This window comes from Enterococcus sp. AZ089 (assembly GCF_050547225.1).
Taxonomy (GTDB): domain Bacteria; phylum Bacillota; class Bacilli; order Lactobacillales; family Enterococcaceae; genus Enterococcus_D; species Enterococcus_D entomosocium.
Genome location: NZ_CP172954.1, coordinates 3,280,288 through 3,304,336, shown reverse-complemented (window position 1 = coordinate 3,304,336; position 24,049 = coordinate 3,280,288). Strand labels below are relative to the sequence as shown.

At 43.4% G+C, this 24,049-nt stretch carries 24 protein-coding genes; 13 read left to right on the top strand and 11 right to left on the bottom strand.

Annotated features, from left to right (window positions below; translation table 11 throughout):
* The first annotated feature begins 70 nt into the window (after positions 1–70).
* Positions 71–757 (top strand): response regulator transcription factor, encoded by a 687-nt coding sequence (locus tag IGJ01_RS15285; protein WP_140966112.1) that lies wholly within the window; start codon positions 71–73, stop codon positions 755–757.
* Positions 751–2,082 carry a sensor histidine kinase gene (locus IGJ01_RS15280; protein WP_008379305.1) on the top strand — a complete coding sequence of 444 codons (1,332 nt, stop codon included), beginning with the start codon at positions 751–753 and terminating at the stop codon, positions 2,080–2,082. The genes IGJ01_RS15285 and IGJ01_RS15280 overlap by 7 nt, the downstream gene beginning before the upstream one ends.
* An 84-nt stretch (positions 2,083–2,166) precedes the next feature.
* On the opposite strand, the gene IGJ01_RS15275 is transcribed toward IGJ01_RS15280, so the two are convergent.
* Positions 2,167–3,360 carry a toxic anion resistance protein gene (locus tag IGJ01_RS15275; RefSeq protein WP_005233515.1) on the bottom strand — a complete coding sequence of 398 codons (1,194 nt, stop codon included), beginning with the start codon at positions 3,358–3,360 and terminating at the stop codon, positions 2,167–2,169.
* 96 nt (positions 3,361–3,456) lie between these two features.
* Entirely contained in the window at positions 3,457–4,098 is a 642-nt protein-coding gene (locus tag IGJ01_RS15270) for a 5-bromo-4-chloroindolyl phosphate hydrolysis family protein (RefSeq protein ID WP_008379306.1), read from the bottom strand.
* Positions 4,099–4,316: 218 nt separating this feature from the next.
* Here IGJ01_RS15270 and IGJ01_RS15265 point away from each other — a divergent pair, with 218 nt between their 5' ends.
* A complete protein-coding gene (locus IGJ01_RS15265) occupies positions 4,317–4,895 on the top strand; it encodes an NUDIX hydrolase (protein ID WP_008379307.1) in 579 nt (192 codons plus the stop codon).
* Positions 4,888–5,184: a cell wall synthase accessory phosphoprotein MacP gene (macP, locus tag IGJ01_RS15260; RefSeq protein WP_005233519.1), complete on the top strand. Its 297-nt coding sequence runs from the start codon at positions 4,888–4,890 to the stop codon at positions 5,182–5,184. Before IGJ01_RS15265 ends, macP begins: the two co-directional genes overlap by 8 nt.
* 57 nt (positions 5,185–5,241) lie before the next feature.
* Here the strand turns inward: macP and IGJ01_RS15255 are convergent, their stop codons facing one another.
* Positions 5,242–5,844 (bottom strand): class I SAM-dependent methyltransferase, encoded by a 603-nt coding sequence (locus tag IGJ01_RS15255; protein WP_430601236.1) that lies wholly within the window; start codon positions 5,842–5,844, stop codon positions 5,242–5,244.
* A 152-nt stretch (positions 5,845–5,996) separates the two neighbouring features.
* Between IGJ01_RS15255 and IGJ01_RS15250 the strand changes: the two genes are divergently transcribed.
* Genes IGJ01_RS15250 through IGJ01_RS15240 form a run of 3 tightly spaced genes read left to right on the top strand, consistent with a single transcriptional unit; the run spans position 5,997 to position 7,599 of the window.
* Positions 5,997–6,692, top strand: coding sequence for a 5'-methylthioadenosine/adenosylhomocysteine nucleosidase (locus tag IGJ01_RS15250; protein WP_005227823.1), 696 nt, complete (start codon positions 5,997–5,999; stop codon positions 6,690–6,692).
* A 43-nt stretch (positions 6,693–6,735) separates the two neighbouring features.
* Entirely contained in the window at positions 6,736–7,299 is a 564-nt protein-coding gene (locus IGJ01_RS15245; protein ID WP_008379309.1) for a cysteine hydrolase family protein, read from the top strand.
* Complete coding sequence (locus IGJ01_RS15240; RefSeq protein ID WP_008379310.1) at positions 7,300–7,599, top strand: hypothetical protein; 300 nt, start codon at positions 7,300–7,302, stop codon at positions 7,597–7,599.
* 101 nt (positions 7,600–7,700) lie between these two features.
* On the opposite strand, the gene IGJ01_RS15235 is transcribed toward IGJ01_RS15240, so the two are convergent.
* Both IGJ01_RS15235 and IGJ01_RS15230 read right to left on the bottom strand, forming a co-directional pair.
* Positions 7,701–8,195 (bottom strand): hypothetical protein, encoded by a 495-nt coding sequence (locus tag IGJ01_RS15235; protein ID WP_430601235.1) that lies wholly within the window; start codon positions 8,193–8,195, stop codon positions 7,701–7,703.
* Positions 8,192–8,719: a hypothetical protein gene (locus IGJ01_RS15230; protein ID WP_430601234.1), complete on the bottom strand. Its 528-nt coding sequence runs from the start codon at positions 8,717–8,719 to the stop codon at positions 8,192–8,194. Before IGJ01_RS15230 ends, IGJ01_RS15235 begins: the two co-directional genes overlap by 4 nt.
* Before the next feature lie 870 nt (positions 8,720–9,589).
* On the opposite strand from IGJ01_RS15230, the gene IGJ01_RS15225 reads away from it, so the two are divergent.
* Positions 9,590–10,144, top strand: a complete 555-nt coding sequence (locus tag IGJ01_RS15225) for a hypothetical protein (RefSeq protein WP_430601233.1) — start codon at positions 9,590–9,592, stop codon at positions 10,142–10,144.
* Between the two features lie 137 nt (positions 10,145–10,281).
* Entirely contained in the window at positions 10,282–10,890 is a 609-nt protein-coding gene (locus IGJ01_RS15220) for a hypothetical protein (RefSeq protein ID WP_430601232.1), read from the top strand.
* A gap of 63 nt (positions 10,891–10,953) precedes the next feature.
* On the opposite strand, the gene IGJ01_RS15215 is transcribed toward IGJ01_RS15220, so the two are convergent.
* Positions 10,954–12,846, bottom strand: a complete 1,893-nt coding sequence (locus IGJ01_RS15215) for a M13 family metallopeptidase (protein WP_430601231.1) — start codon at positions 12,844–12,846, stop codon at positions 10,954–10,956.
* A gap of 140 nt (positions 12,847–12,986) precedes the next feature.
* Here IGJ01_RS15215 and IGJ01_RS15210 point away from each other — a divergent pair, with 140 nt between their 5' ends.
* On the top strand, positions 12,987–13,526 hold the full coding sequence (locus IGJ01_RS15210; protein WP_005233534.1) for a C39 family peptidase: 540 nt from the start codon (positions 12,987–12,989) through the stop codon (positions 13,524–13,526).
* Between the two features lie 71 nt (positions 13,527–13,597).
* A complete protein-coding gene (locus IGJ01_RS15205; RefSeq protein WP_005233536.1) occupies positions 13,598–14,563 on the top strand; it encodes a ribose-phosphate diphosphokinase in 966 nt (321 codons plus the stop codon).
* Between the two features lie 77 nt (positions 14,564–14,640).
* Here IGJ01_RS15205 and IGJ01_RS15200 read toward each other — a convergent pair whose 3' ends face one another.
* Both IGJ01_RS15200 and IGJ01_RS15195 read right to left on the bottom strand, forming a co-directional pair.
* Positions 14,641–15,660 (bottom strand): LacI family DNA-binding transcriptional regulator, encoded by a 1,020-nt coding sequence (locus IGJ01_RS15200; protein WP_005227844.1) that lies wholly within the window; start codon positions 15,658–15,660, stop codon positions 14,641–14,643.
* Positions 15,661–15,767: 107 nt separating this feature from the next.
* A complete protein-coding gene (locus IGJ01_RS15195; RefSeq protein WP_430601230.1) occupies positions 15,768–18,032 on the bottom strand; it encodes a glycoside hydrolase family 65 protein in 2,265 nt (754 codons plus the stop codon).
* A gap of 251 nt (positions 18,033–18,283) precedes the next feature.
* On the opposite strand from IGJ01_RS15195, the gene IGJ01_RS15190 reads away from it, so the two are divergent.
* Both IGJ01_RS15190 and IGJ01_RS15185 read left to right on the top strand, forming a co-directional pair.
* Positions 18,284–20,458 (top strand): PTS transporter subunit IIBC, encoded by a 2,175-nt coding sequence (locus IGJ01_RS15190; RefSeq protein ID WP_430601229.1) that lies wholly within the window; start codon positions 18,284–18,286, stop codon positions 20,456–20,458.
* Positions 20,459–20,551: 93 nt separating this feature from the next.
* Positions 20,552–21,382 (top strand): endonuclease/exonuclease/phosphatase family protein, encoded by an 831-nt coding sequence (locus tag IGJ01_RS15185; RefSeq protein ID WP_430601228.1) that lies wholly within the window; start codon positions 20,552–20,554, stop codon positions 21,380–21,382.
* A 56-nt stretch (positions 21,383–21,438) separates the two neighbouring features.
* Here IGJ01_RS15185 and IGJ01_RS15180 read toward each other — a convergent pair whose 3' ends face one another.
* From IGJ01_RS15180 to IGJ01_RS15170, 3 genes are all read right to left on the bottom strand, one after another.
* Positions 21,439–21,879 (bottom strand): hypothetical protein, encoded by a 441-nt coding sequence (locus tag IGJ01_RS15180; protein ID WP_016621938.1) that lies wholly within the window; start codon positions 21,877–21,879, stop codon positions 21,439–21,441.
* Complete coding sequence (locus tag IGJ01_RS15175; RefSeq protein ID WP_016612954.1) at positions 21,872–22,645, bottom strand: MurR/RpiR family transcriptional regulator; 774 nt, start codon at positions 22,643–22,645, stop codon at positions 21,872–21,874. The genes IGJ01_RS15180 and IGJ01_RS15175 overlap by 8 nt, the downstream gene beginning before the upstream one ends.
* A gap of 63 nt (positions 22,646–22,708) precedes the next feature.
* Complete coding sequence (locus IGJ01_RS15170) at positions 22,709–24,040, bottom strand: 6-phospho-alpha-glucosidase (protein WP_008379332.1); 1,332 nt, start codon at positions 24,038–24,040, stop codon at positions 22,709–22,711.
* Between the last annotated feature and the right edge of the window lie 9 nt (positions 24,041–24,049).

Below are 24,049 nucleotides of genomic sequence, written 5' to 3'. Positions count from 1 at the left end.
TATAGGAATGATTGTGCTTACTGAAAAGTGACTGAAAAAGAAATGATGAGTGCAAAAGGGGGACTGACCAATGCGGATTTTATTCGTAGAAGATGAGCCATCGATCGCAGAAGCTGTTGCCAGCTTATTGAAGAAACAACATTATTCCGTCGATTTGGCCTTTGACGGCGAAACCGGATTAGATTATGCAGCGAGTGGTGTATATGACATTCTCGTTTTGGATATCATGCTGCCCAAAATCGATGGAATCACATTGCTAAAGACGTTACGCAAGCAAAATATTCGCACGCCGATCATTATGTTGACGGCCAAAAGCGAAGTCGATGACAAAGTACTCGGCTTGGATGCAGGGGCAGATGATTACTTGACGAAACCCTTTCAAATGAAAGAGTTGCTGGCACGGATTCGTTCGCTAGGCAGAAGAAAAGATTTGGATTATCAAGAAGACCAGTTAGCCTTTGGCAACGTGGGCTTAGATCGTAATGAGCTGCAGTTAGCCACGCCTAGCAATCAAGTGGTGTTGTCACCCAAAGAAATGAAACTGATGGAACTGTTCTTATCTAGACCCAAAGTGATCTTATCAAAAGAAACCATCATCAATAAAATTTGGGGCTTTGATCCCGATGTGGAAGAAAACCGCGTTGAAATCTATGTGTCTTTGCTGCGGAAAAAATTGGCACTGCTTGAAGCAGATATCGGCATTCGCACGATCCGTAATGCGGGGTACATTTTGCAGAGCAAGGAGCCGCCATGTTAAAAAAATTGCGAAATAAAATGCTGTGGTTCAATATGGCACTGATCTCGATCATTGTCTTAGGTGCCTTTACCTTTATCTATATTTTGAATGCCACCCAAATTGAAAACGAGATCCAATCGCTCGTCTCGCAAGAATCAAATCTCCTAGCTGCAGCACCGTTAGATGAGGAAGAAGTGCGTCAATCACTGGCAGACCCAGAATATCCAATGATTTTGACTGTCATCAATAGTACGAGTGACGTCAGAGAAATTGGCTTAGTTGTCAGCGATCAAGTCGACGTTGAGATCCAAAGTGATGATGAGGGTGTCGATGAGAGCGAACTGTATGCCGCTTTGGTCGATACAGCAACGAAGCAAGGAGCAGTACCAAACGAGGTGAAGTTGAATGATCGTTATTGGCGCTATTCCCTCTTTTTGGTAGCTTCTTTCAGCCATTATTCCATCAATAATGAGTCAATGGGAATGTACTCTACCAGTATCAATAGCTATGAGCCGTATTACCAAGTAATGTTTTTTGATGTCACCGATTATAAGACCAGTCTGAGAAATCTAAGAAACACGCTTTTGCTCATCGGCGTTTTAGCTTTAGCCAGTATTTATATCGCTAGTTTTTATGTGGCCAATCGAGCCTTGCGACCGGTGGAACTGGCTTGGCGCAAACAAAAAGAGTTTGTTTCTAACGCTTCCCATGAGTTGAAAACACCACTGGCGATCATTCAAGTCAATGCTGAGGTATTAGCTGGCAGTCCAGAAGAAACCTTGGAAAGCCAGATGAAATGGCTGAAAAACATTCAGTTAGGTTCCGAACGGATGGATGAGCTAGTGAATAGCTTATTGCTGTTGACCAAATTCGAAAGTGCCGAACAAGAAATGGTGCGTTCTTTGATCGACGCCAGTCAAGTCGTGCAAAGTGTTTATCAAAGCATGGAGGCGATTGCGCTGGAAAAAGGGATCCACTATCAGGAACAGATCGCTAAACAGGTGCACCTTGAAAGCAATGAGCAAGCCTTGCGGCAATTGACCATGATATTGGTAGACAATGCCTTGAAATACACGCCCGCTGGAGAAACAGTCAAAGTGGCCCTAATCGAACGGCAACGAAAGACAGTATTGCAAGTCTCCAACAGTGGTTGTCTGATCCCCGAAGAAAAAATTCCCTATGTCTTTGACCGCTTCTACCGCGGGGATCCTTCTCGCAACCATCAAGACGGTGGCTATGGGTTAGGTTTAGCCATCGCCAAAGCCATCACAGAAATGCTGGAGGCGCAAATCAGTTTGACGGTGGATCAAGACGGCGTCAATCACTTTGAAGTTTCATTTCATTGAGATTTGATTGCTGCCTTCACTTAAATCAATTTTTTCAAAAAAAGAGGACTCCGGGAATGGAAGTCCTCTTTTGATAGGTGAAATTTACTTGTTGCTAGTTAAATCCAATAAGCGGTCTTTCAAGTCTTCTTCTAGATGACCTAATTCCACTTCGGCAGCACGACGTTTTTCTTTTCCTTCTTTTTGGATCCGTAATGTTTCTTGGATCGTTTCCACAAGGTCGTTTTGTGTTTTTTGCAATGTTTCGATGTCGACGATGCCGCGCTCGTTTTCTTTCGCTGTTTCAATAGCAGAAACTTTCAACATTTCTGAGTTTTTCTTCAATAGATCATTGGTGGTCTCAGAAACTTGGCGCTGTGCCGTAACTGCATCTTTTTGACGCAATAAAGTCAAGGCAATGACCACTTGGTTTTTCCATAGTGGGATCGCTGTATTGACAGAAGCTTGGATTTTTTCTGCTAGCGCTTGGTTCGTGTTTTGGATCAGGCGAATTTGCGGTGCCTGTTGGATCGTGATTTGACGTGCCAAGCGCAAGTCATGAGTCCGTTTGTCTAAACGATCTAGGAATTGCGTGTAATCGTTGGCGATCTGTACGTCCATTTGATCATTCGTTTCTTCTGCTTTTTTCATAGCTTCAGGAATGATTTTGGTTTGCAATTCTTGCATCTTCAACTCGCCAGCGGCAATGTAGATGTTCAATGCATCGAAGTAATCTTTGTTCTTTTGATACAACTGTTCCAACATCAGGTTGTCTTTTAGCAAACCGTCTTTTTCTTTATCCAATTTGACGGCGATCTTGTCGATTTGGGCACCGATTTTTTGGTATTTAGCGGTGATTTCAAAAATGGATTGTTTTACTTTACCAAACATCCGCTTGAATAAGTTGCCTTCACCTGCACGCAGTTCATCTGGATTAGCTTCTTGCAAGCGATACATCAACTCAGTCAATGAGTCGCCCACAGGGCCGATATCAGCTGCTTGGACATGGTTCAACATAGATTGGGAAAACTCCCCAAGTTTGGTTTGGGCAGCTGCACCATAGGTGATGACTGCTTGCTGGTCAGTTGCATCGATCTTGCTGGCTAATTCTTGGGCCTGTGCTTGACGCTCTGGCGGTAATTTGTCAATCAAACGCGGTGCTGTTTGCTGTTCTTTCAGCTGACTGATCTCCGCTTGTTGAGTAGTGGTCAAAGTGTCGACAGGGGTTGAAAATGGGTTGTTCAATAAATCGTCAAGCGTATCCGTTACGGGTTTTACTTGATTTGGTGTGTCACTCATAATAACTCCTCCTAATAATTGTCTGCTTTCGAAAAAAATCTAGCCTGGGCTAGATTTTTTTTAGATTCTTTTTTTGTTGCCAATCAGAATCTATCCCTATTCATTATCTCGTTTTATGCTTTGTTTGGCAATGGATAACTCAATATCCATGTCATCAAGATCGTCTGCTACAAATTGGGAGTAGTCTTTGGCGATCAAGGAAGCCATTTGCTCGATAATTTGTGTGCTTTCTTCGATTTTATCATAGGTCTCACGACTTTTGATCTCATGGCTATTGATTTCAATGAACTTATCGGTCAAATCGACCATATTGGGCAAGTGGGTATAAAGGAAATGACTTGCCAAAGGCAGTTTAGTTGGTTCTTTTACGAGTTCTTTGAAAAGAGCTTTTGAGGCACGCAAGGCATCGTGACGCAAGTCAATGGCTTTTAACTTGTTATTGCTAGTGATATTTTTTTGGTATTTATCGATTTGGTGTTTCGTCTGATTCATCGTTTCACGGAACAATTCGATCTCACGAGCAGTCATTCCGCTTTTCAAGTAATGGGCTTCTCGTTCTCTCGTTAAAGAAGGCAAAACTTGTGGATCCGCTGCCGGAACTTTACGTCCTCTGATACCGACGTAGACTAAAATCGCACCGACGATTAATAATAGGCTCGCAAATGAATCGCCTACTACGTTAAAAATAATACTGATGAGGACGATCGCACCAACGATCAGCCAGATGTTTTTTTTCATTTTTCCTCCTCCTAAAAATCTCTTGGACAAGTAGATTGGGTTATTCGACATCTTTATTTTAGCATGTTCACTAAAAGAAAAATATCAGACTTGGGGTGGATTTTCCGATTTTTAGTAAATTCATAAGCTTTCTTGCCATTTCTTAAGAAGATATTTTTTCTAAATTATGCTAAAGTGTTTGATAGATAAGACGTATGAGGAAAGTTAGGTGTCGATAGATGTTAGAATTTAAAGATTTTGAAGAAAAAACGATCCAACGGAATGAAATTTTCCATGGCAAAATCATTGATGTGGTGGTTGATGATGTCTCCTTGCCCAATGGTGGAACCAGTAAACGCGAACTAGTCTTCCACCCAGGTGGGGTGGCCGTGATCGCCTTGACGAGTGAGAACAAAATGCTGTTCGTTCGCCAATTCAGAAAGCCATTAGAGCGAGTGATTTTAGAGATACCAGCAGGCAAAATCGATCCAGGAGAAGGCGCACGTCCAGATTTGACTGGCGCCCGGGAATTGGAAGAAGAGACTGGCTATCGCGCAAAAACGCTAGAGCATGTTTCTTCTATGTACCTTTCACCAGGCTTTGCGAATGAAATCTTGCACGTCTATTATGCGAAAGAGCTGGAAAAAGTGGCAAATCCCTTACCGCAAGACGAAGACGAAGTGCTGGAAGTCTATGAATTGAGCTTAGAGCAAGCACAAGCCGCTATCGCTGATGGAACGATCTGTGATGCGAAGACCGTGTTTGCGATCCAATTTTGGGAGTTGCTGGAATTGAAACGGAGGAACGGACTTGCCTAAAGAACCATTGATCACCCGCAGTGAACTTCGACGCCGACGCGAAGAAGAACAAGCGGCGTCTGAACGTAATCAGCAAATCGTAGAAAAGCAAAGCAAGAAAGAATGGAAACAAAAAGAAAAACAAATTGATAACCACTACCGAAAAGTGCGCAAGAAAAACAAAGAAATCACGAAGACCCGTGCCGGTGAGAACCAGAAATCTCGGGATCTGAACCGTTTTTTAATGAAAGCCATTGTGATCGTCACTTTATTGTTAGTCGTCGTCGGTTTGGCGATCTTTTTGTTGTGATTCATCTAGTACTAAGAAAAAGCCGCCCCTGCATCTTCTGCAAGTGCGGCTTTTTTGTTATTCGGTCGGCTTTTTCAAAATAGCTAAAAACATGGCCGCTGGCTGATTCATGAACAAATGATCCGCTTCATGAAAAACGGTAAAGGAAGTGTCGGTAAACCCAATCGCCTCTGTCAGTTGAGTCAATGCAGCAGGGTCAAACCCATTATGAACCAGCGGGTGAGACACGGCGGGATTTTTGAGGAAATCCACTAGGTAAAGGGTTCCTCCTGGCTGCAGCAAGGCGTATAGTTTTTCCATCATAGCGGCTGTGTCAGGAATATGCAGCAAGACGAGGGATAGCGGCACAGCGTCTGCTTTTGCTTGTAAGGATTCTTGCAGCAGATCGTGGACAGTTGCAGAAGCATTGGCCAGCTGCAGTTGGTTGATTTTTTTTTCAGAAACCTCGATCATGCCAGGGGCAGTATCCCAGATGGCTAAGTGCTGGACATAAGCTGCTAAGGGCAGACTTACTAGGCCGGTACCGCCGCCGATATCGATCAGAGTTTGGTGCTGGTTGTCTTTAAAATAAGGTTCAAGGGTTTGGGTGACTAATTGTGCTAACGCGATCCGTTCAGGGGTATCGTATTTTGCTGCCATGGCGTTGAAAATTTCAGACATAAGTGCCTCCTTTGATAATGACAAAAAACTGTTCGTTTCGTCAAAACTAGTTTATCATGAAAGGAGAAAAAACACGTCAGTAGATACGTGGGAATTTCTGTTGTTTTTCATTTTAAAGGATGAAAAATAAACGAGAAGCAGGAGGCAAACACATGAAAATTGGTATTATTGGTGCAATGGAGGAAGAAATCAAGGCGTTGCGGGAACAGTTGATTTCACCGCTTTCTTGGGAACGCGGCGGCGCACTATTTATTTCAGGAAGTATCGGCAATCATGAAGTGATCGTCGTTCGTTCAGGTATTGGTAAAGTTCTGGCATCGATCACCACTAGTTTACTGATCCAACAATACGGGGTCAATATGGTGATCAATACTGGATCAGCTGGTGGGATCGGTGCCGGTTTACAAGTAGGGGATTTAGTGATCTCAGATAAAGTGGCCTATTTTGATGTCGATGTGACGGGCTTTGGTTATGAATATGGCCAGTTGCCTGGTGGGATGCCTTTGTATTATGAAGCCAGCCGCTATTTGATCAGTGAGATGACAAAAGCCGCAGAAGCGACCCATCATACCGTGAAAAAGGGACTGATCGTTACAGGCGACAGCTTCATTCATGACCCGCAAAAAGTACAGGAGATTTTAGGACATTTTCCAGATGCCTTGGCTTGTGAGATGGAAGGAGCCGCGATCGCACAGACCGCGCAGCAATTCAATATTCCTTTCTTGATCGTGCGCGCGATCAGCGACACCGCCGACCACGCAGCAACCGTCTCTTTTGATGAGTTTATCTTAGAAGCTGGCAAGCGTTCCGCTGAAATGGTCTTGGCATTCGTTGAAACATTAAAGTAACTTAAAAAACAGGAGAGCCGATCCGTAAGAGGAGGAAGGAAGCATGAGAGCATTACTATCCATTGATTATACGTTTGATTTTGTTGCAGATGAGGGACGATTGACCACGGGTGCTGCTGGGCAAGCGATTGAAGCTGCCTTAGTGGCTCGGACGCAAGCCTTTATCGAAGCCGGTGAGTATGTCGTTTTTGCCATTGATCGTCATGAGGAAACAGACAACTATCATCCTGAAAACCGCTTGTTCCCACCTCACAATCTTGCGGGCAGTGCGGGGCGACATCTTTATGGTCGTTTAGCCCCGCTTTATGAAACCTATCAGGAAGCGCCAAATGTCTATTGGATCGACAAGCGCCATTACTCAGCGTTTAGTGGTACCGACTTGGACATCCGACTCCGGGAAAGAGGGATCACGGAATTGTACCTGACCGGCGTTTGTACCGACATCTGTGTCTTGCATACAGCAGTGGATGCCTATAATTTAGGCTACCAACTGGTGATCGATGCAGATACCGTTGCCAGCTTTGACGCGGTCGGACATGAATGGGCACTACGCCATTTTGAAAATACCCTTGGTGCGAAAATCATTTCTGCGAAGGAGGAAGCATAAATGGGATGGATGGATCAATTAAAAGCAAATTTCAGTTTCAGTGAACTGACTAGCCTTTATCAAGCGTATCAAAAAGGGAATCTTGATGTGAAGGCGTTGTTGAACAATGACTTCTTACAAAAGTATACAGATTTTCAGAACTTGGATGAGTTTATGGCTAAACTAGGAATCCAGAATGAAAACCAAATCTTCGACTTTCTAAAAGACCGCCCCAATCGACAAAAAGCCGATCAAGTCGTCAATGAGCATTCTCAATTCGATTCTGTGATTAGTATGATGAAAAAAGCTTTACAGAAATAAACAACGATAGAAGAAGGAGCCTTCGAAAATCAACTGATTTCCGAAGGTTCCTTCTTCATATAGTAAGTGGTGGGGATAGGTAACAAATTGATTTTTATTTGCTACCACATACCCCAGTTATTAAGCTGTCTAAAGTTTAGACGGCTGTTTCGTGTACCCGCTAAAGTATTGATGGCAGCAAGATCAATAATAGATACGTACATTGTCGCCATAGCGGTAACATACATGGTAGCGATTCCCGCTATCCCAATTGGATTTGCACCCATAAGTAGAAGAAAGACAGAGTCTAAAACGGTGTCATACATCCCTTTTAAAGCTTTTTTCGAAGCTTGGTCGATGGTTTCTTGTGTATCGATTATTTTGGAAATTTCTTCCATGAATTTTTCTGGGGAGTTTATGGATTCTAATGAAGGTTTTTCTTCAGTGAAATATTTATGAATAGCATCAATGAAAGAGGCTCCATGTTCTAAGGTCTTGTAACCCGCAATGGATTTTTTTACATTAGAGACATGATTTTTAAGGTTATAGATATCTAGATTTGAAAAATAATCTTTAAGACTAATTACCGTATCATAAGATGATAACGCGAAATTCAAGTACTTGGTTCCCGTAGTGGTTCTAAGGAAGGCATTGTAAGCATTGGTGTCATTGAAGGTGTAATACTCAGGGTAGTAACGAAGGGGAAGTCTGTCACCCACCAGCCCAGCATTGCGATCATAATCATGCACATCAAAATAATAAAGCATAAATGTGTACATAAGTGATCATTGGTGGGATTGTTCCCGTAAATTCTAGTGGCAAATTGTTTGACTTTAGGAAACTCAAAAGGAACGACCGGCGTAACAGCTGGTAGACTTCTTTCTGAACGCTCCTCTGCTGGCAATAGTGACTGGTACTGTAAATTTTCAAAATCGATACTCGTATTAGCAAAGATTTCCAAAGATAAACCGATTTCTACTAGCTCTTCTTCAAGGGCGACCAATAGATTCGCTTTTTCGTAATGGTCATCAGGAACATCTGCAAAATTGCCACTCTCACTGACAGCATATGCCGTGATTGGTGAGAAAAAACCACTCAGTAAAACGACAAGTAACAATATAACTGAATATTTTTGCTTCATTTCAATTCCTCCTCATAATTAAAGTTTGACAACACGTGTTATACAAGTTGAATTTATCATATAAAAATAAAAAAATGAATTGTTTTATCTAAATTTGATTAATTTGTTTAAAAAATATAGGATTAGTTATTTCGTCTTAATTTTTGGAGGTATCCCTAAGCAGATAACCTTGATTGCTAAAAGAGGAGGGAAGTGAAAAAATTCAAGATATTCGACGATGATACAACTAAAGGAAAATTGTATGCTTTGATTGATTATCTAGTGATCACCTCAGCCCTTTGTTTTAGTGCATATCATTCTTTTCCGCTTACGATTCCTAAGTATTTACATATTCCGGGGACGAACGAGTATATGGTAGGTGGCTTATTTAGCGTATTAATGTCCTACTCTCTTTATAAGACCTATTTGTTGAATGCGCATAAAAACATTCCTAAAGAAAAAAAACATAGTATAGAAATCAGTTTTTTTCTCGGCTTACTCGTCTCTTTTATTTTGCTTTTATTCAGATCAGAAAGCTTAATTAATCATTTGCTTTTTCGAAACCAATTACCTTTGAAACAGATTATGTATCACTTAGATCGATTGTATTTTCTCAATCTACTTATGTTACTGTTCGCTTTGATACGGTGTTTATTCGCTTTTGATTACTATCAAGCCTTTTATTACAAAAAAAGAAAATGCTACATGGGCTATATTTATGTATACAGCTTTTTATTTCTAGTAGGAGGTGCACTCTTCTATATGTGGATCATGTCCATAAACTTTTTATTTCGCAAATAGTGTCTTCGGAGTTTACGTCCATACCTCATTGCCATAGGAAAAGTTTTTTCAAAAATATACTCAGTTATGAATAGAATAGGGGGCTTTGTATTGGGGAAAACGGATCAAGTGACGTTATACAAGCGAAAAGGAAAAATCTATTCCATCATTGATCATATAATTATGGGGGCTGCAATATTACTTGAAACATATCATAGCTCCCCAATTAGACCTATAATTCGTGGGAGATCAGATATTCGTGGGATTGGGTTGTCGGCTGTGAGCGCAATGGTGTTTTTGCTAGCTTGGGAGACAACTTTAAGTTTGAACCGCCATGAGCTTGTTCCTGAATACAAAAAGCATATCGCTGGAATTGAGCACGTTTTCTTCTTCTTGGTTGGTTTTTTTATCTTGATTTTCACTGCCGATCCCTTGATTGGTTTACTATCGCGAACGATACCGGTAGAGAAAATCACCTATCATCTGGAACGGCTCTACTTTCTTCATTTTTTTATGATGTTCTATGTTTTGTTGCGGTGTGTATTGGCATTCGATTATTATCAAGCCTTTTATTATGAAGATAAAAAATGCAGGATGTATTATGTCTTGCTTTGTTTTTTCGTAGGCATAGGTGTCATTCGTATTCTTCGTGCCGCTCTTACTTAATTTGTCTCATTTATTCATCCTTTCTAAAAGAATCCATTAGCAAAAGACAAGCTTTAGGTGATTAAAAGATTGTCTTTCAATCGAATAAGTTTGTTACTGGATTACTCCATTTAAATTGTGAGGAGGTTTTTAATGTATTGAAAAAAAGATATCAACCCCTTGATAGTTATCAGCGAAAAGGGAAGATCTATTCCATCATTGATTATGTAATCTTTGGGAGCGCAATAATTTTTGAGAAATATCATAGATCCCCACTCAGGCCTTATAGACCCCCAATCAGACCTATTGGAACTCTTGGAACTTCAGATATTCGAGAGATTGGGTTAACGGCTGTGAGTGCAATGATTATGATACTAGCCTGGAATACAACTTCAAGTTTAAACCGTCATGAGCTTGTTCCTGAATACAAAAAGCATCTCGCTGGAATTGAGCACGTTTTCTTCTTCTTGGCCGGTTTTTTTATCTTGATTTTCACTGCCGATCCCTTGATTGGTTTACTATCTCGAACGATACCGTTAGAGAAAATCACCTATCATCTGGAACGGCTCTACTTTCTTCATTTTTTTATGATGTTCTATGTTTTACTGCGGTGTGTATTGGCATTCGACTATTATAAAGCCTTTTATTATGAAGATAGAAAATGCAGGATGTACCATGTCTTGCTTTGTTTTTTCGTAGGCATAGGTATCATTCATATTCTCCTGGGGGTTCTTTCGTTAGTTGTCTCGTTCATCTATCACTTCTAAAAAATCCATAGCAAAAAGACAAACCCTAGCTATCTATGGTTTGTCTTTTTCTTACGCTTTTGTTTACCAGATCTGCACACGATCTTCTGGTGCACGATACATAGGGTCACCAGGTTTGATATCAAAGGTTGTATAGAATTCATCGATATTTTGGACTTGGATATTGGCCCGTAGTTTCGATGGCCCGTGGACATCGATCGCCAGTAAGAGCTGTTGGTATTGTTCTTTGGCTTTTGTACGCCAAATCTTCGCCCAATTGGTGAAGAAGTCTGTTAAAGAAACATCGCTTTCTTTTTGCGCTGCTTCTAGCGCACAGCTTAGTCCGCCTGCATCGGCGATGTTTTCAGAAACAGTCAATGTTCCGTTGACGGTACCGCCGGCAAAGGGCAGGCCATCAAACTCGTCGATCATCGCTTGAGCTAAGCGTTCAAAGTGGGCCAGATCTTCTTCTGTCCACCAATTGTTTAAATTACCATATTCATCAAATTTTGCCCCGTTGTTGTCAAAGGCGTGGGAGATCTCATGAGCAATGACCGCGCCGATCCCCCCATAATTTGCGCTGGTGGATTGTTCCAAACTATAAAAGGGCGCTTGTAAGATTGCGGCTGGGAAAACGATCACGTTCTTAAATGGGTGATAGTAGGCATTCACGGTAGCGGCGGACATTTCCCATTCCTCGCGATCCACGGGCTGCTGCCATTTTTTGAAGCCATCTTCTCGGAACAAACGATTGAAATGCAGGGCATTTGCCAGCAGACTTTTCTCTTCATCGGTATGCAATTGATCATAAATAGCAGGAACTTGATCAGGGTACCCGACATGGATGCCTAAACGATTCAATTTGATGATCGCTTTTTGGCGGGTTTCTTCACTTAACCACGTGTTGTTGCGCAAACGATCTTGGTAGACAGCAATCATTGTTTCCACCATGTGTTTGACGTCTTTTTTCGCCATTTCCCCAAAGTACTTGCGTCCATAATAATCACCGATCACTTGACTAAAATGACCCATCGTTAAGTAATAAGCCGCTTTTTGTTGGGGAGCCGCTTCATCGATCCCTGATAAGTAGCGACTGTAGGTTCCGCCTAACTGACGCAATTCTTCACTCAGATAGCTAGTATAGCGCAAGCTTTGGTTGACGATCATCCAGCCTTTCAAGAGTTCAAAATGGCTATCAGAAACAATAATGTCAAAGGCTTCAAAGTAAGCGGGTTCCGTTACGATCAGCTCTTCTGGTGTACCTGGTAAAAGGGCTGTCAAGAGTTGTGTAAAATCGATCTTGCTAGCTTGCTTTGCAAATTCCTCCAAGGAGCGAGGATTGTAGTTTTTACTATAATCCGCACTTTCTTCCGCACTGCGGACGTGAGGGGCGATCAATTTATCAAATGCGATCGCTTGCTCTACCAACGATTCCGCTTCTGCTTGGTCTTTTCCGTAAGCAACTAAAACGTTGACGGCCATCTCAAAGTAGACTTGCAGCATTTCGCCTGCTTGGGGATTTTCTGTGTAATAGGTTTTATCCGGCAAAATAGTAGCAGGCGGATAGACCGACAAAGTATTCATTTGCGCATTTTTCATGTCTGCATCGACATCCAGTTGGAAAGGCAAGGCAATGCCATCTAAAACGAAACTTGCCAGTTGCTGATTCAATTCCTCATAAGAACGCAACGCTTCGATTTTTGCTAATAGTGCATTTGCTTCAGTAGCGCCAGCTGCCTCTCGTTGGGCAAAATCGCTGGCTAAGCGGTAAAAAGCCACAGCATCCTTCATGCGGCCTTTTGGCGTAGCATGGGGATCGTGTGCCATATTTTCAAATTCTGCGATCATTAAGGAATCGATTCCGTCAACGAGATCTTGGAATCCACCCGTAGCGGGTTTATCTGCTGGAATAACAGCGGTCTCCAGCCACTCGCCATTTACATAGTCATAAAAATCATCTTTTAACAAGGTTGTCATGTCTTTCGCTCCTCTCGCTTTCTACTATTATGAAACAAAATCTGTAAGGACGCAAAGAAAAGTTTTCTAGACGAAAAAGGGTTTTGATCCAAGTAGGAGGAGAATCTAAGGTATAATAAGAAAAAAGGCAGGTGAACGAGATGGAACAAGTAGAGTGGAAAGGGATCGCCGAAGAGCGGTTTCGTCCGTATAAGCAGTGGGTCACTCCTTCAGGGTATTTATGCGGCACCTATGCGGCAGCCGTCTTTTTGGCCTACTATCAAGATTACATCGATGAAACGATCATCCCGAAAGCGTTTCGTCGAAAAAAACAGCGGGATCTGACAGTAGTGACGGAAATGCTGCGTGTGCTGATTCAGCCTCATGGGTTGCCGACGATCGCTTGGCAAGTCAGTCATGGTTTGACTCGGTTTTTCGATCAATTCCAATTGCCTTACCGCGGACGTGCGACCGTTGTTGGCGGTTGGCATCGAGCGTGCAAACGAATCGACGAAGGCAAACCGGTGATCATCGGTATTTTGAAGCCTTTAGGCAGCACATATGGCAATCATTGGGTCGTGGCTTACGCCTACGCCGAAACCGCCAGCGGAGAACGCTATTTTAAAGTTCATGACAACTGGGGCAACTACAAAAAAGTAATTCCCGCCAGTTGGGTAAACGGTACCGTCACACTTCCTTGAACGAGACGGTTAAAAAAACAGTCACTTTGTGCTAGAATAGAAGAAAACAACCACATTCATTGGAGGCAATCATGGGCGAAAGTTATAAAGATAGTTCGTTGAAAATTTTTAGTTTAAATGGAAATTTACCATTAGCAGAAAACATTGCGAAAGTTTTCGGTACAGAACTAGGGAAGTCAAAAGTGACACAGTTTAGTGATGGAGAGATTGCCATCAATATTGAAGAAAGTGTGCGGGGCGACCATATTTATATCATTCAATCGACGAATGAACCCGTCAATGATCATTATTTAGAGTTGCTGATCATGATCGATGCGATGAAACGGGCTAGTGCGAAGACCATCAATGTCGTTTTGCCTTATTACGCATATGCGCGGCAAGACCGAACCGCCAACCCGCATGAGCCGATTACTGCAAAATTGATTGCCAATATGCTGGTGGAAGCAGGGGCTTCTCGGATCTTGACGCTTGATCTGCATGCCGTCCAAGTTCAAGGATTTTTCGACATCCCAGTGGATAATCTCTTTACGATCCCATTGTTTGCCCATTATTATCGCGAACAAAAAATGACTGGTGACGACTATGTCGTTGTTTCACCAAAAAACAGCGGTGTCCAACGGACCCGTAGTTTGGCAGAATACTTAGATACAGCGATCGCGATCGTCGATCAAGATGAAGCCGATGGCGGCTATGTGATTGGTGATGTCGTTGGGAAAAAATGTATTTTAGTTGATGACATTTTAAATACCGGCCATACATTGGCAAAAGCGGCAGACTTGTTGAAGGAAGCTGGTGCCAGCGAAGTGTATGCTTGTGTGTCTCACGCCTTACTTTCGCCGCCAGCTAAAGAAATTTTGGATCAATCAGCGATTGAAAGGATTTGTGTCACCGATTCTTGTTGGACCAGCGAAGAACGCCATCCAGAAAAACTGCACTACATTTCTTGTGCTGAATTGATGGGGGAAGCCGTTCGCCGCATTCACGAAAATACACCAATGAGTCCATTGTTCCGCCTGGAAAGCAAAGAGTATAAATAAAAATATGAAAAGCACCCGCTATCCCTAGGGACAGCGGGTGCTTTTGCGTGTGGGGGAAGTGGACCAGACACAGCGGATCAGTTCAACTGGTTGCGGTTCAAGACTGTTTCTCGTTTGATCAGCTTATGTGGTACGACCAGCTGTACGCCGTTTGAATCTTCATGATTCAATTGCGCCATCAGCCGTTCGGTAGCGATTTTTCCTAAGGACAACACGTTGATATCGATACTAGTCAAATACGGATGTGTCAAAGTAGCAAAGATCGAATTGTTGAAACTGATGATGGATAAATCGTCGGGGACTTTGTAGCCATACATCGTCGCTAATTGAATGATCCGCACAGCGAACAGATCATCGATCACGACGATGGCCGTTGCTTGGGATTCTTTGATCGTTTCTTCGAACGTGACGTAATCTTCCGCTTTTTCAAAGGTCAATGCTGGATAAAAGGGGAGATTTGCCAGCATCATGGCTTTTTGGTAGCCGAAAAAACGTTCGAAATACAGATTTTCATGGGTCGTATTAGTAGCAAATAAAATCTTCGTATGCCCTTGGGCGATCAGATGCTCGGTTGCTTGCTTGCCTAACAACTGGTTGTCATTATCGACAAAAACGATTTTGTCTTCATTGCTGTATGGTTGACCAATCAAGGTAAAGGGGACTTCTTTTTCGACCAGATAATCGATGATGGGGTCTTTTTCATCGGAATAGACCAAGATAAAGCCATCTACTTGTTTTTGCAGGTGCATCCGTTCCACGTTTTTTAGTAATGTAGCAAAGTCACGGGCGGAGGCAACGGCAACCGTCATTTGATGATGGCGGGCCTCTTCATTGATGGCTTCGATCGTTTCTAAATAAAAGGGGTTTCCTAGTCGTTCTTTCGAATCAAGAGGCGGCAAGATCACGCCGATGGCACTGGATATCTGTTTGCCGAGATTTCGAGCTGCAAGATTGGGGACATAGCCCATTTCTGCCATTACTTTGCGCACTTTCTTCTTGGTATCTTCAGAAATGCTGGGATGATCGTTTACGACACGAGAAACCGTGGATGTAGCGACGCCAGCCTTTTTGGCGACATCTTTGACCGTAATGCTCACTGATTTCCCTCCTTTTTTAGCTTATAGTATCACAAAGTGTCGGCACAAGGGTAGAGCCAATCAAAAGAAAGAAGAAATGCAGACATTTCTTCTTTCAGAAGGCTTGTTTAGTTGATCGCTGTACTGATTTCGTCTTCTAAAACATAGTCTTTGCCATAAACCTTGATTGGCAATGCCTCACCGCTGATTTTTTTCAAAGTCACCGTTGACTCATTGACGGAAACAAAGAGCAGACGTCCACGATAGTTGATGTGGAAGGCATAGCGGCTCCACGTTTTAGGTAAGAATGGCGCAAACCCTAAGTGGTCGTGATCGGTTTTCATTTGAGCAAAGCCTTGAACGATCGCTAACCAGCTGCCGGTCATAGAAGTGATGTGCAAGCCATCATCGGTATCATTGTTGTAATTGTCCAAATCAAGACGAGCAGTCCGCTCATACATTTCCAACGCTTTTTCTTCCATGCCTAATTCCGCTGCCAAAATCGCATGAATACTTGGGGAAAGGGAAGATTCATGCACTGTCATCGGCTCATAGAAATCAAAGTTCCGTTGTTTTTCTTCTTTGCTGAATTGATCACCGAAGAAGTAGATCCCTTGCAAAACATCGGCTTGCTTGATAAAGCAAGAGCGCAAGATATGATCCCACGACCAATTTTGGTTCAATGGTAAATGTTTTGGATCAAGATCGGAAACGGGCATCAAGTCTTTGTCTAAGAAGGTATCATGCTGGACGAAGACTCCAAGCTCTTGGTCTTCTGGGAAGTACATATTGTCGATGATGTCTTGCCATTTGGCTTGCTCTTCGTCAGAGATCGTGACAGCCGCTTCGTCTTTGAAGGCTTCATAGCTGGCTAAGGTATAAGCTAAGACCCAAGTAGCCATTTTATTGGTGTACCAGTTGTTATTGATATTGTTTTCGTATTCGTTTGGTCCAGTGACGCCATGGATCATGTATTTTTGCTGACGTTTTGAATAGTGGACACGATCTGCCCAGAAACGTGAAATCGCGCTTAACACTTCTAATCCTTCTTTTTTCAGGTAACTTGTATCGCCAGTATAATTCGTATAGTTGTAGATGGCATAAGCGATGGCACCGTTTCGGTGAATTTCTTCGAAAGTGATCTCCCACTCATTGTGGCATTCGATCCCAGTGAAGGTCACCATTGGGTAAAGGGCACCTGCTAAGCCTTGTTTTTGCGCATTGATATGGGCTTGCGGCAATTGGTTGTGACGGTATTTCAACAAGTTGCGGGTCACTTCTGGTTTTGCTAATGCCAAATACAATGGGACTGCATAGGCTTCGGTATCCCAGTAAGTCGCACCGCCATATTTTTCACCAGTAAAGCCTTTCGGTCCGATGTTCAAGCGCTCGTCTTCGCCATAATAGGTTGAAAACAATTGGAACAGGTTGAAACGAATCCCTTGTTGCGCCGCAGCATCGCCTTCAATGATCACATCGGCTAAATCCCAGCGGGCTTTCCAAGCAGCGACTTGTTCTGCACGCAACGCATCATAATCTGCTTTGTATAAAGTGCCTAATTCGGTGACTTTTGCTGGATGATCATGAGCGGGAACATCACGACTCGTAATGATCAAGACTTCTTTGATCAATGAGAAGGTGTCACCGGCTGCCCCAGAAAAGGCAAAGGTATCAGCGACGCAAAGTTCGCTTTTCACGGAATCAGTCGGTGTTTGGCTATGACGCATAGCAGAAGTGACAGTGAAGCGTTCAATGTCAAAATTATTTTCTACAGTCCGAGTGGTCAAGTAATGGAAGGTTTCGGTTTGGCCATGAGCCAATTCTTCCCAGAAACGTTCGTCGTAGTTGCTGTCTTCGTTATGGACGTTGTTATCTAGTTTAGAAACGACTTTAATCTCAGCGTCGCCTTCAATGATCTCAGCATCCATCTTAATGAGGGCAAGTTCACGTTTTACGATGCTCAAGAAGCGTTCAAAAGAGAATTTAATCGTTGCACCTGCCAAAGTGACAGTAAAGTTGCGGCGTAAAATCCCGGTTTCCATGTCTAGTTCTAAACGGAAATCACTTGGGCTGATTTTTGCTAAGTCGACTAATTGGTCATTGACAAATAGGTCCATTGCAATAAAGTTGACCGCATTGATCACTTTGCCAAAATAGTCAGGATAGCCGTTTTTCCACCAGCCAACACGGGTTTTGTCTGGGTACCAGACACCTGCGATATAGGTACCTAAGTGATGATCGCCGCTGTATTGTTCTTCAAAGTTGCCGCGCATTCCCATGTAGCCATTCCCGATGCTTGTTAGCGACTCTTGCAGTCGACGATTTTCTTTATCTAAGGTAGATGTCGCGATTTTCCATGGATCGATCTCGAACAATCGTTGGATTTTTTTCATGAAAGTCCCTCCAGAATCTTTTTGATATCTCTATCATAAGCGCAAACGATTGCATCGTCAAGTGAAAGTTGTTGCGTTTAAAGAATTTCCTATTAGGAAACATCGAGAAAGAAAGATTCAGTTATATAAAGGTGGAAAAGCGAATAGAATCCCTTTTGATATTTCTGGGTTTACAAAATCTTTTTTCTCCGTTAGAATGAAATTATTAAGAAACCGATTGCGTAAATCGATTCAGGGAAGGAAGAAGGAAGATGAAAAAATTATTGAGCTTCGAATTTTGGCAAAAATTCGGAAAAGCGCTAATGGTGGTTGTCGCTGTTATGCCAGCCGCTGGTTTGATGATCAGTATTGGGAAAACGATCCCAATGATTAATGCCGACTGGGCATTCTTGATCACCACAGGAGGCGTCATTGAAAACATTGGTTGGGCAATTATTGGTAACCTGCATTTATTATTTGCATTAGCTATTGGTGGTAGTTGGGCTAAAGAGCGAGCTGGTGGGGCATTTGCTGCCGGGATCGCCTTTATTTTGATCAACCGGATCACTGGTTCGATCTTTGGCGTGACGAGCGCGATGTTAACCGAAGAAGGCGCCTTTACCCATACGTTGTTTGGGACAAAGATCATGATCGACGGTTTCTTTACTAGTGTATTAGAAGCACCTGCTTTGAACATGGGTGTCTTTGTCGGGATCATCGCCGGTTTTGTGGGGGCAACAGCTTACAACAAATACTATAATTTCCGCAAATTACCGGATGCGCTTTCCTTCTTTAACGGCAAACGCTTCGTCCCTTTCGTGGTGATTGCCCGTTCAGTAGTCGTCGCATTAGTATTATCGATCGTTTGGCCTTACATTCAAGCCGGCATCAACAACTTCGGTTTATGGATCGCGCAATCACAAGAAAGTGCGCCCGTTTTAGCACCTTTCTTGTTTGGAACCTTGGAGCGGCTGCTCTTACCATTCGGGCTGCATCATATGTTGACGATCCCGATCAATTACACCGAATTAGGTGGAACCTACACAATTCTTTCTGGGGCACAAGCCGGCACCCAAGTCTTTGGACAAGACCCATTATGGCTTGCTTGGGCAACGGACCTAGTGAACATGCGCAATGCTGGCGATACGTCACAATATCAATTTTTATTGGAAAACTTTGTTCCTGCCCGCTTTAAAGTTGGACAAATGATTGGTTCATCTGGGATCTTGATGGGCTTGTCTTATGCCATGTACCGCAATGTCGATGCGGACAAACGGCACAAATATACCTCTATGTATTTATCAGCTGCCATCGCTGTCTTCTTGACAGGGGTAACGGAACCGTTGGAGTTCATGTTTATGTTTGCTGCCGTACCGCTTTACATCGTTTATGCAGTCGTACAAGGGGCGGCATTTGCGATGGCGGATATCGTCAACTTACGGGTCCATTCTTTTGGGAATATCGAGTTGTTGACACGTACCCCAATGGCGATCAATGCCGGCTTAGGACAAGATTTGATCAACTTTGTGTTAGTGACCATCGTCTTTGGTGTCGGGATGTATTTCTTGGCAAACTTCTTGATCAAAAAATTCAACTTTGCAACACCAGGTAGAAACGGCAACTATGAAACAGAAGGGGCCAGCGATGCGCCAGCAACTGCTTCGGCGGATGGCAACTTGAACCCAGATTCGCAAGTCGTGAAAATCATTCATTTATTAGGGGGACGTGAAAATATCTCCGACGTTGATGCATGTATGACCCGTTTACGAGTTTCTGTGAAAAATCGGGAAGCGGTCGGCGATGAAAAAGCGTGGAAAGCCGCAGGGGCTTTAGGCTTGATCGTAAAAGACAACGGTGTGCAAGCAGTCTATGGACCGAAAGCAGATGTCTTAAAATCAGACATTCAAGATATCTTAGATTCTGGTGTCACGATTCCCGAACCGACTGCTAGTCAAGCACCAGCTGAAACCACTACCCATCAAAGCCAAGGCGTGACAGCTGAACTAGCTGCCGTTGCCACTGGAGAAGTGATGCCGATCACCTCTGTCAAAGACCAAGTGTTTGCGGAAAAAATGATGGGTGACGGTTATGGTATACGTCCAGAGCAGACGACAGTTGTCGCACCAATCAGCGGGAAAGTCACCAACATCTTCCCAACGAAACATGCGATCGGCTTGCTTTCTGATGAAGGCATCGAAGTATTGGTTCACATGGGCTTAGATACCGTTGACTTAAACGGTGCACCCTTTACGGTATCTGTCACTGAAGGACAACCAGTGGCGGTCGGTGACAAGTTAGCGGAGATGGATCTCGCTGCAGTAAGTGCTGCTGGCAAAGACACCACCATCGTTGTAGTGTTGACCAACAGCGATCAAATCGATTCCTTTGAATTGACCCAAATCGGCAAGCAACAAGCAGCCGCAGTTGTTGGAATCGTAAAACTATAATAAAATGACAAGCGGGTCGACTCTTTTGTTGACCCGCTCTCTTTTATTTTTAAAAGGAATCGTACAAGCAAACCGAGAGAAGGAGCCTTATTCATGAAGGTATTAACATTGAACACCCATAGCTGGTTAGAAGAAAATCAGCTAGAAAAATGCAAAATGATCGCACAAGAGATTGCAACAGGCAACTATGACATCATCGCCTTGCAAGAAGTCAACCAAACGATCGCTGCTCAAACCATCGTTCCTGATGGGCTTTATTGCCCGACAGATACGCTGGTGGAAATCAAGGAGGACAATTTTGCTTTACGCCTAGTGGAAGAACTGCAACTGTTAGACTGTGACTACTATTGGTCATGGACCTACAGTCACGTAGGCTATGACATTTACCACGAAGGCAATGCCTTATTGTCCAAACAGCCCATCATTGCCAAAGAATATCTTGCTTCACAAGCCACGGATGTCTGGGATCATACCACGCGCAAAAACCTGAGCGGCGTGACTGAAGCCGATGGGCAGATCGTACAAGTCGTTAGCTGTCACTTTTCTTGGTGGCAAGACGGTAAATTTGCCTACGAGTGGCAACAGACAGAAGCATTTTTAGCAGAACGGGCAGATACCTTATTGATTCTAGGAGATTTCAACAACGATGCGGCCAGTTCTGGTCATCAACTCGTCCTTGACAGCTCCTTACAGCTGCAAGACAGCTTTTTAACGGCTACCGAAACGATTGGTGAAGCCTCTGTCGTTAAAGCCATTGATGGTTGGCAAGACAATCGAGAAGCATTGCGGATCGATTATGTTTTTGCATCTAATGACCTGCAAGCAACGGAATATGAAGTCGTTTTTGACGGAACGCGTACTCCGATCGTCAGCGATCACTTTGGAATCAAAGTGGTTTTTGCTTCAAAAACAGAGCCAAACTAGCAGAAGCGACAGCAAAAAAGCAGTGCCAACCGGCACTGCTTTTCTTTTTGGGGAAGTTAAATCGCTGATCGAACAAGGAGGAAAAAGAATAAACTCAATAAAAGAATGAATGCTAATGCCCCATAGGTAAAACTCTTTTCGCCCCACGTTGCGGTTTCCTCCTGACTCGAAAGACTTCTTCTTGTAAAAAAGACGAGTCCTGCGCCGATGACATTCGCTGTCAGCAACTGTTGAAAGAAGATCAGAAATAAATACTGACCCAAAAGGCCTTTTTTACTCATGGAAAACCGTTGAATAAAGTACAGGCAAGCCCCTTGCAGCAAAAGGAGACTACTTAACAAGACCCCTAAAGCGGCTAACGGTTGCGAGTTGAGGTACTGGGCAAAGGTCATCCCATGGTTGAAGGCAGTCAAGGAAAGATAAAGATAGTAAGCACCGGCGATCAAAAGCCAATAACTCAGTAAAATCAATGGAAACGCCCATTTTCGTTTAGTCATGGTTGCCCTCCTGTAAAGTGAATAGTCCGTAGGAACGGATCAAATAATCAATCAAGCAGCTCAGTCCGATCAAAGACTGGCTAGGGATTTTCTTGCGACCGATTTGAAAAAAATCGCAATAATAGGTCAGGTGAAACGTTGAATGGCGAGCAAAATAATTATCTCCTGGCGCACTCAATGTCAAAACGGGAATCTGACGAATCGCAAAAGTCGTCAGATTCTCTTTGACGTTTTCTGTTTCGCCGCTCAGTGAGGCGATGATCACACAATCTTCGGCAGTGATCATCGGCATGACCATATCAAATTCCGTTTTGTTCGGCAATACGATCACTCGTTTTTCCATAGAAAGCATCATTTTGGAAAACTCCTCCAGTGCTTTCTTTTGGGAAAACCCAGTTGGGTAGCAGTAGATGGTTTTGCTGCGGTCAAACAAGCGGTTGAGGGCAGCTAAGTCTACCGTTTTTACATAGTTGAGGGTGGCGAAAATATCCTCTTGTTGCTTTTCAAAAATCGTTTTTTGCTGCGAAATCGTTGTTGCCTGTTCTTGCTGATGCCGTAGAAAATATTTGAACTCGGAATAGCCAGAAAAACCAAGTTTTTTCGTCAACCGTAAAATAGAAGACTTTGAGACGTGAACCTGCTCGGATAGCTCGACGATCCCCATAGATAGAACGGTGGCGCCGTTGGAAAGAATATAGTTCAGAATGCCACGATCAAGTTCACTTAACTCTGCTTGGTGCTGTTGAATCAAATACTGTAATTTCACAAAAACCCCTCCTTATTGATTAAGTATAGCTGAAAAGCCAGGAGGGGAGGCGAAGAACGCTGGCTAGTGTAATTCTGGCCAAAAGGCTTGATTTGCTTCGATCAATTCATCGAGTAATTCTTTGGCTACACGGGCATTTGGTACCACTTTTGAAAGAATCAGTGCTTGCCACAGCTTCTGGTAAGAACCCTCTGCCCAAGCCTCCACGACTAATTTTTCTACGGCGACTTGTTGTTCCATCAATCCTTTTTGGAAGCGAGGGATCTTGCCTTGTGTGATTGGTTCTGCCCCGTTACTGCCGACGATACAAGGCACTTCTACCATTGCCTGTTCATCAAAGTTGACGATCGCTCCTTCGTTAGGCACGATCAACAGCATTCGTTCTTGCGTGTTATAAGCAATCGCTCGTGCAAGGTCAACAATGTAGCTGGCGTGTTCATCCACTTCAAGCGTGGTGTCAGTCGCTGTCTGGTTTTCTACGATGCGTTGGCATTCACCAAAGACGTGTTTTTCGCGGCCAGCCATGACTTCATTTGCCCGTGTAAAAGATGGGTTGGTGTGCGCCACTTCATCTTGAGGGAAAAAGTAATACTTCAAGTAGGTATTTGGCAAAGTGGATGGATCAACCTCGTACACTTCTTTTGCTTTGGCAAAGGTGTGCATCCAGCTGGCATCAGCATGTTGGCTCGCTTCGATTTCTTCTGGCAATGAATAGCCGTATTTTGCTACATGCGCTTGGATCTGCGGCAGCAAGTCATTGCCAGCTTTGTCTCGTATATCTGTCCACCAGCCAAAGTGATTCAAGCCATAATAGCGAACGACCAATTCTTTGCGAGAAGCTAAACCGATCGCTTGCGCCATCCGTTCTTCGATTCCCACTGGCATATCACAAATATTAATGATCTTAGCATCAGGGCGCAATTTACGAGTCGCTTCTGCGACGATCGCTGCAGGATTGGAATAATTCAACATCCACGCATCAGGGGAATATTTTTCCATATAATCGACTAACTCCAATACACCGCCGATAGAACGCATCCCATAAGCGATCCCGCCAGGACCACAAGTTTCTTGGCCGACCACACCATATTTCAAAGGGATTTTTTCATCCTTTTCGCGCATCGCATACAAGCCAACTCGGATATGCGCCATCACAAAATCGACATCCTGAAACGCGGTTTCGGGATCAGTGGTTGCTAAAAAGCTGATTTCGGGTGCGCGTTCTTTCAATAAAATCTCGCAAGCTTGTGCCACTTTTTCTTGTCGTTCTTCCAAATTGTCGTAAAACTTGATTTGGCGAATCGGGAAACGATCCAAGTGTTCCAAAAGCATCAAGACGATTCCTGGGGTAAAGGTACTGCCGCCTCCAGCGATCACGATTGAAAATTTTTTCATTTTTGCTTC

Excerpts from the sequence above, each read along its gene's own strand:
- IGJ01_RS15240 (WP_008379310.1), top strand. The coding sequence starts at position 7,300 with ATGGGATGGATGGATCAATTAAAAGCAAATTTCAGTTTCAGTGAACTG.
- IGJ01_RS15270 (WP_008379306.1), bottom strand. The coding sequence starts at position 4,098 with ATGAAAAAAAACATCTGGCTGATCGTTGGTGCGATCGTCCTCATCAGT.
- IGJ01_RS15285 (WP_140966112.1), top strand. The coding sequence starts at position 71 with ATGCGGATTTTATTCGTAGAAGATGAGCCATCGATCGCAGAAGCTGTT.
- IGJ01_RS15170 (WP_008379332.1), bottom strand. The coding sequence starts at position 24,040 with ATGAAAAAATTTTCAATCGTGATCGCTGGAGGCGGCAGTACCTTTACC.
- IGJ01_RS15265 (WP_008379307.1), top strand. The coding sequence starts at position 4,317 with ATGTTAGAATTTAAAGATTTTGAAGAAAAAACGATCCAACGGAATGAA.
- IGJ01_RS15245 (WP_008379309.1), top strand. The coding sequence starts at position 6,736 with ATGAGAGCATTACTATCCATTGATTATACGTTTGATTTTGTTGCAGAT.
- IGJ01_RS15215 (WP_430601231.1), bottom strand. The coding sequence starts at position 12,846 with ATGACAACCTTGTTAAAAGATGATTTTTATGACTATGTAAATGGCGAG.
- IGJ01_RS15255 (WP_430601236.1), bottom strand. The coding sequence starts at position 5,844 with ATGTCTGAAATTTTCAACGCCATGGCAGCAAAATACGATACCCCTGAA.
- IGJ01_RS15190 (WP_430601229.1), top strand. The coding sequence starts at position 18,284 with ATGAAAAAATTATTGAGCTTCGAATTTTGGCAAAAATTCGGAAAAGCG.
- IGJ01_RS15280 (WP_008379305.1), top strand. The coding sequence starts at position 751 with ATGTTAAAAAAATTGCGAAATAAAATGCTGTGGTTCAATATGGCACTG.
- IGJ01_RS15195 (WP_430601230.1), bottom strand. The coding sequence starts at position 18,032 with ATGAAAAAAATCCAACGATTGTTCGAGATCGATCCATGGAAAATCGCG.
- IGJ01_RS15205 (WP_005233536.1), top strand. The coding sequence starts at position 13,598 with ATGGGCGAAAGTTATAAAGATAGTTCGTTGAAAATTTTTAGTTTAAAT.
- IGJ01_RS15275 (WP_005233515.1), bottom strand. The coding sequence starts at position 3,360 with ATGAGTGACACACCAAATCAAGTAAAACCCGTAACGGATACGCTTGAC.
- IGJ01_RS15185 (WP_430601228.1), top strand. The coding sequence starts at position 20,552 with ATGAAGGTATTAACATTGAACACCCATAGCTGGTTAGAAGAAAATCAG.
- IGJ01_RS15250 (WP_005227823.1), top strand. The coding sequence starts at position 5,997 with ATGAAAATTGGTATTATTGGTGCAATGGAGGAAGAAATCAAGGCGTTG.
- IGJ01_RS15230 (WP_430601234.1), bottom strand. The coding sequence starts at position 8,719 with ATGAAGCAAAAATATTCAGTTATATTGTTACTTGTCGTTTTACTGAGT.
- IGJ01_RS15180 (WP_016621938.1), bottom strand. The coding sequence starts at position 21,879 with ATGACTAAACGAAAATGGGCGTTTCCATTGATTTTACTGAGTTATTGG.
- IGJ01_RS15210 (WP_005233534.1), top strand. The coding sequence starts at position 12,987 with ATGGAACAAGTAGAGTGGAAAGGGATCGCCGAAGAGCGGTTTCGTCCG.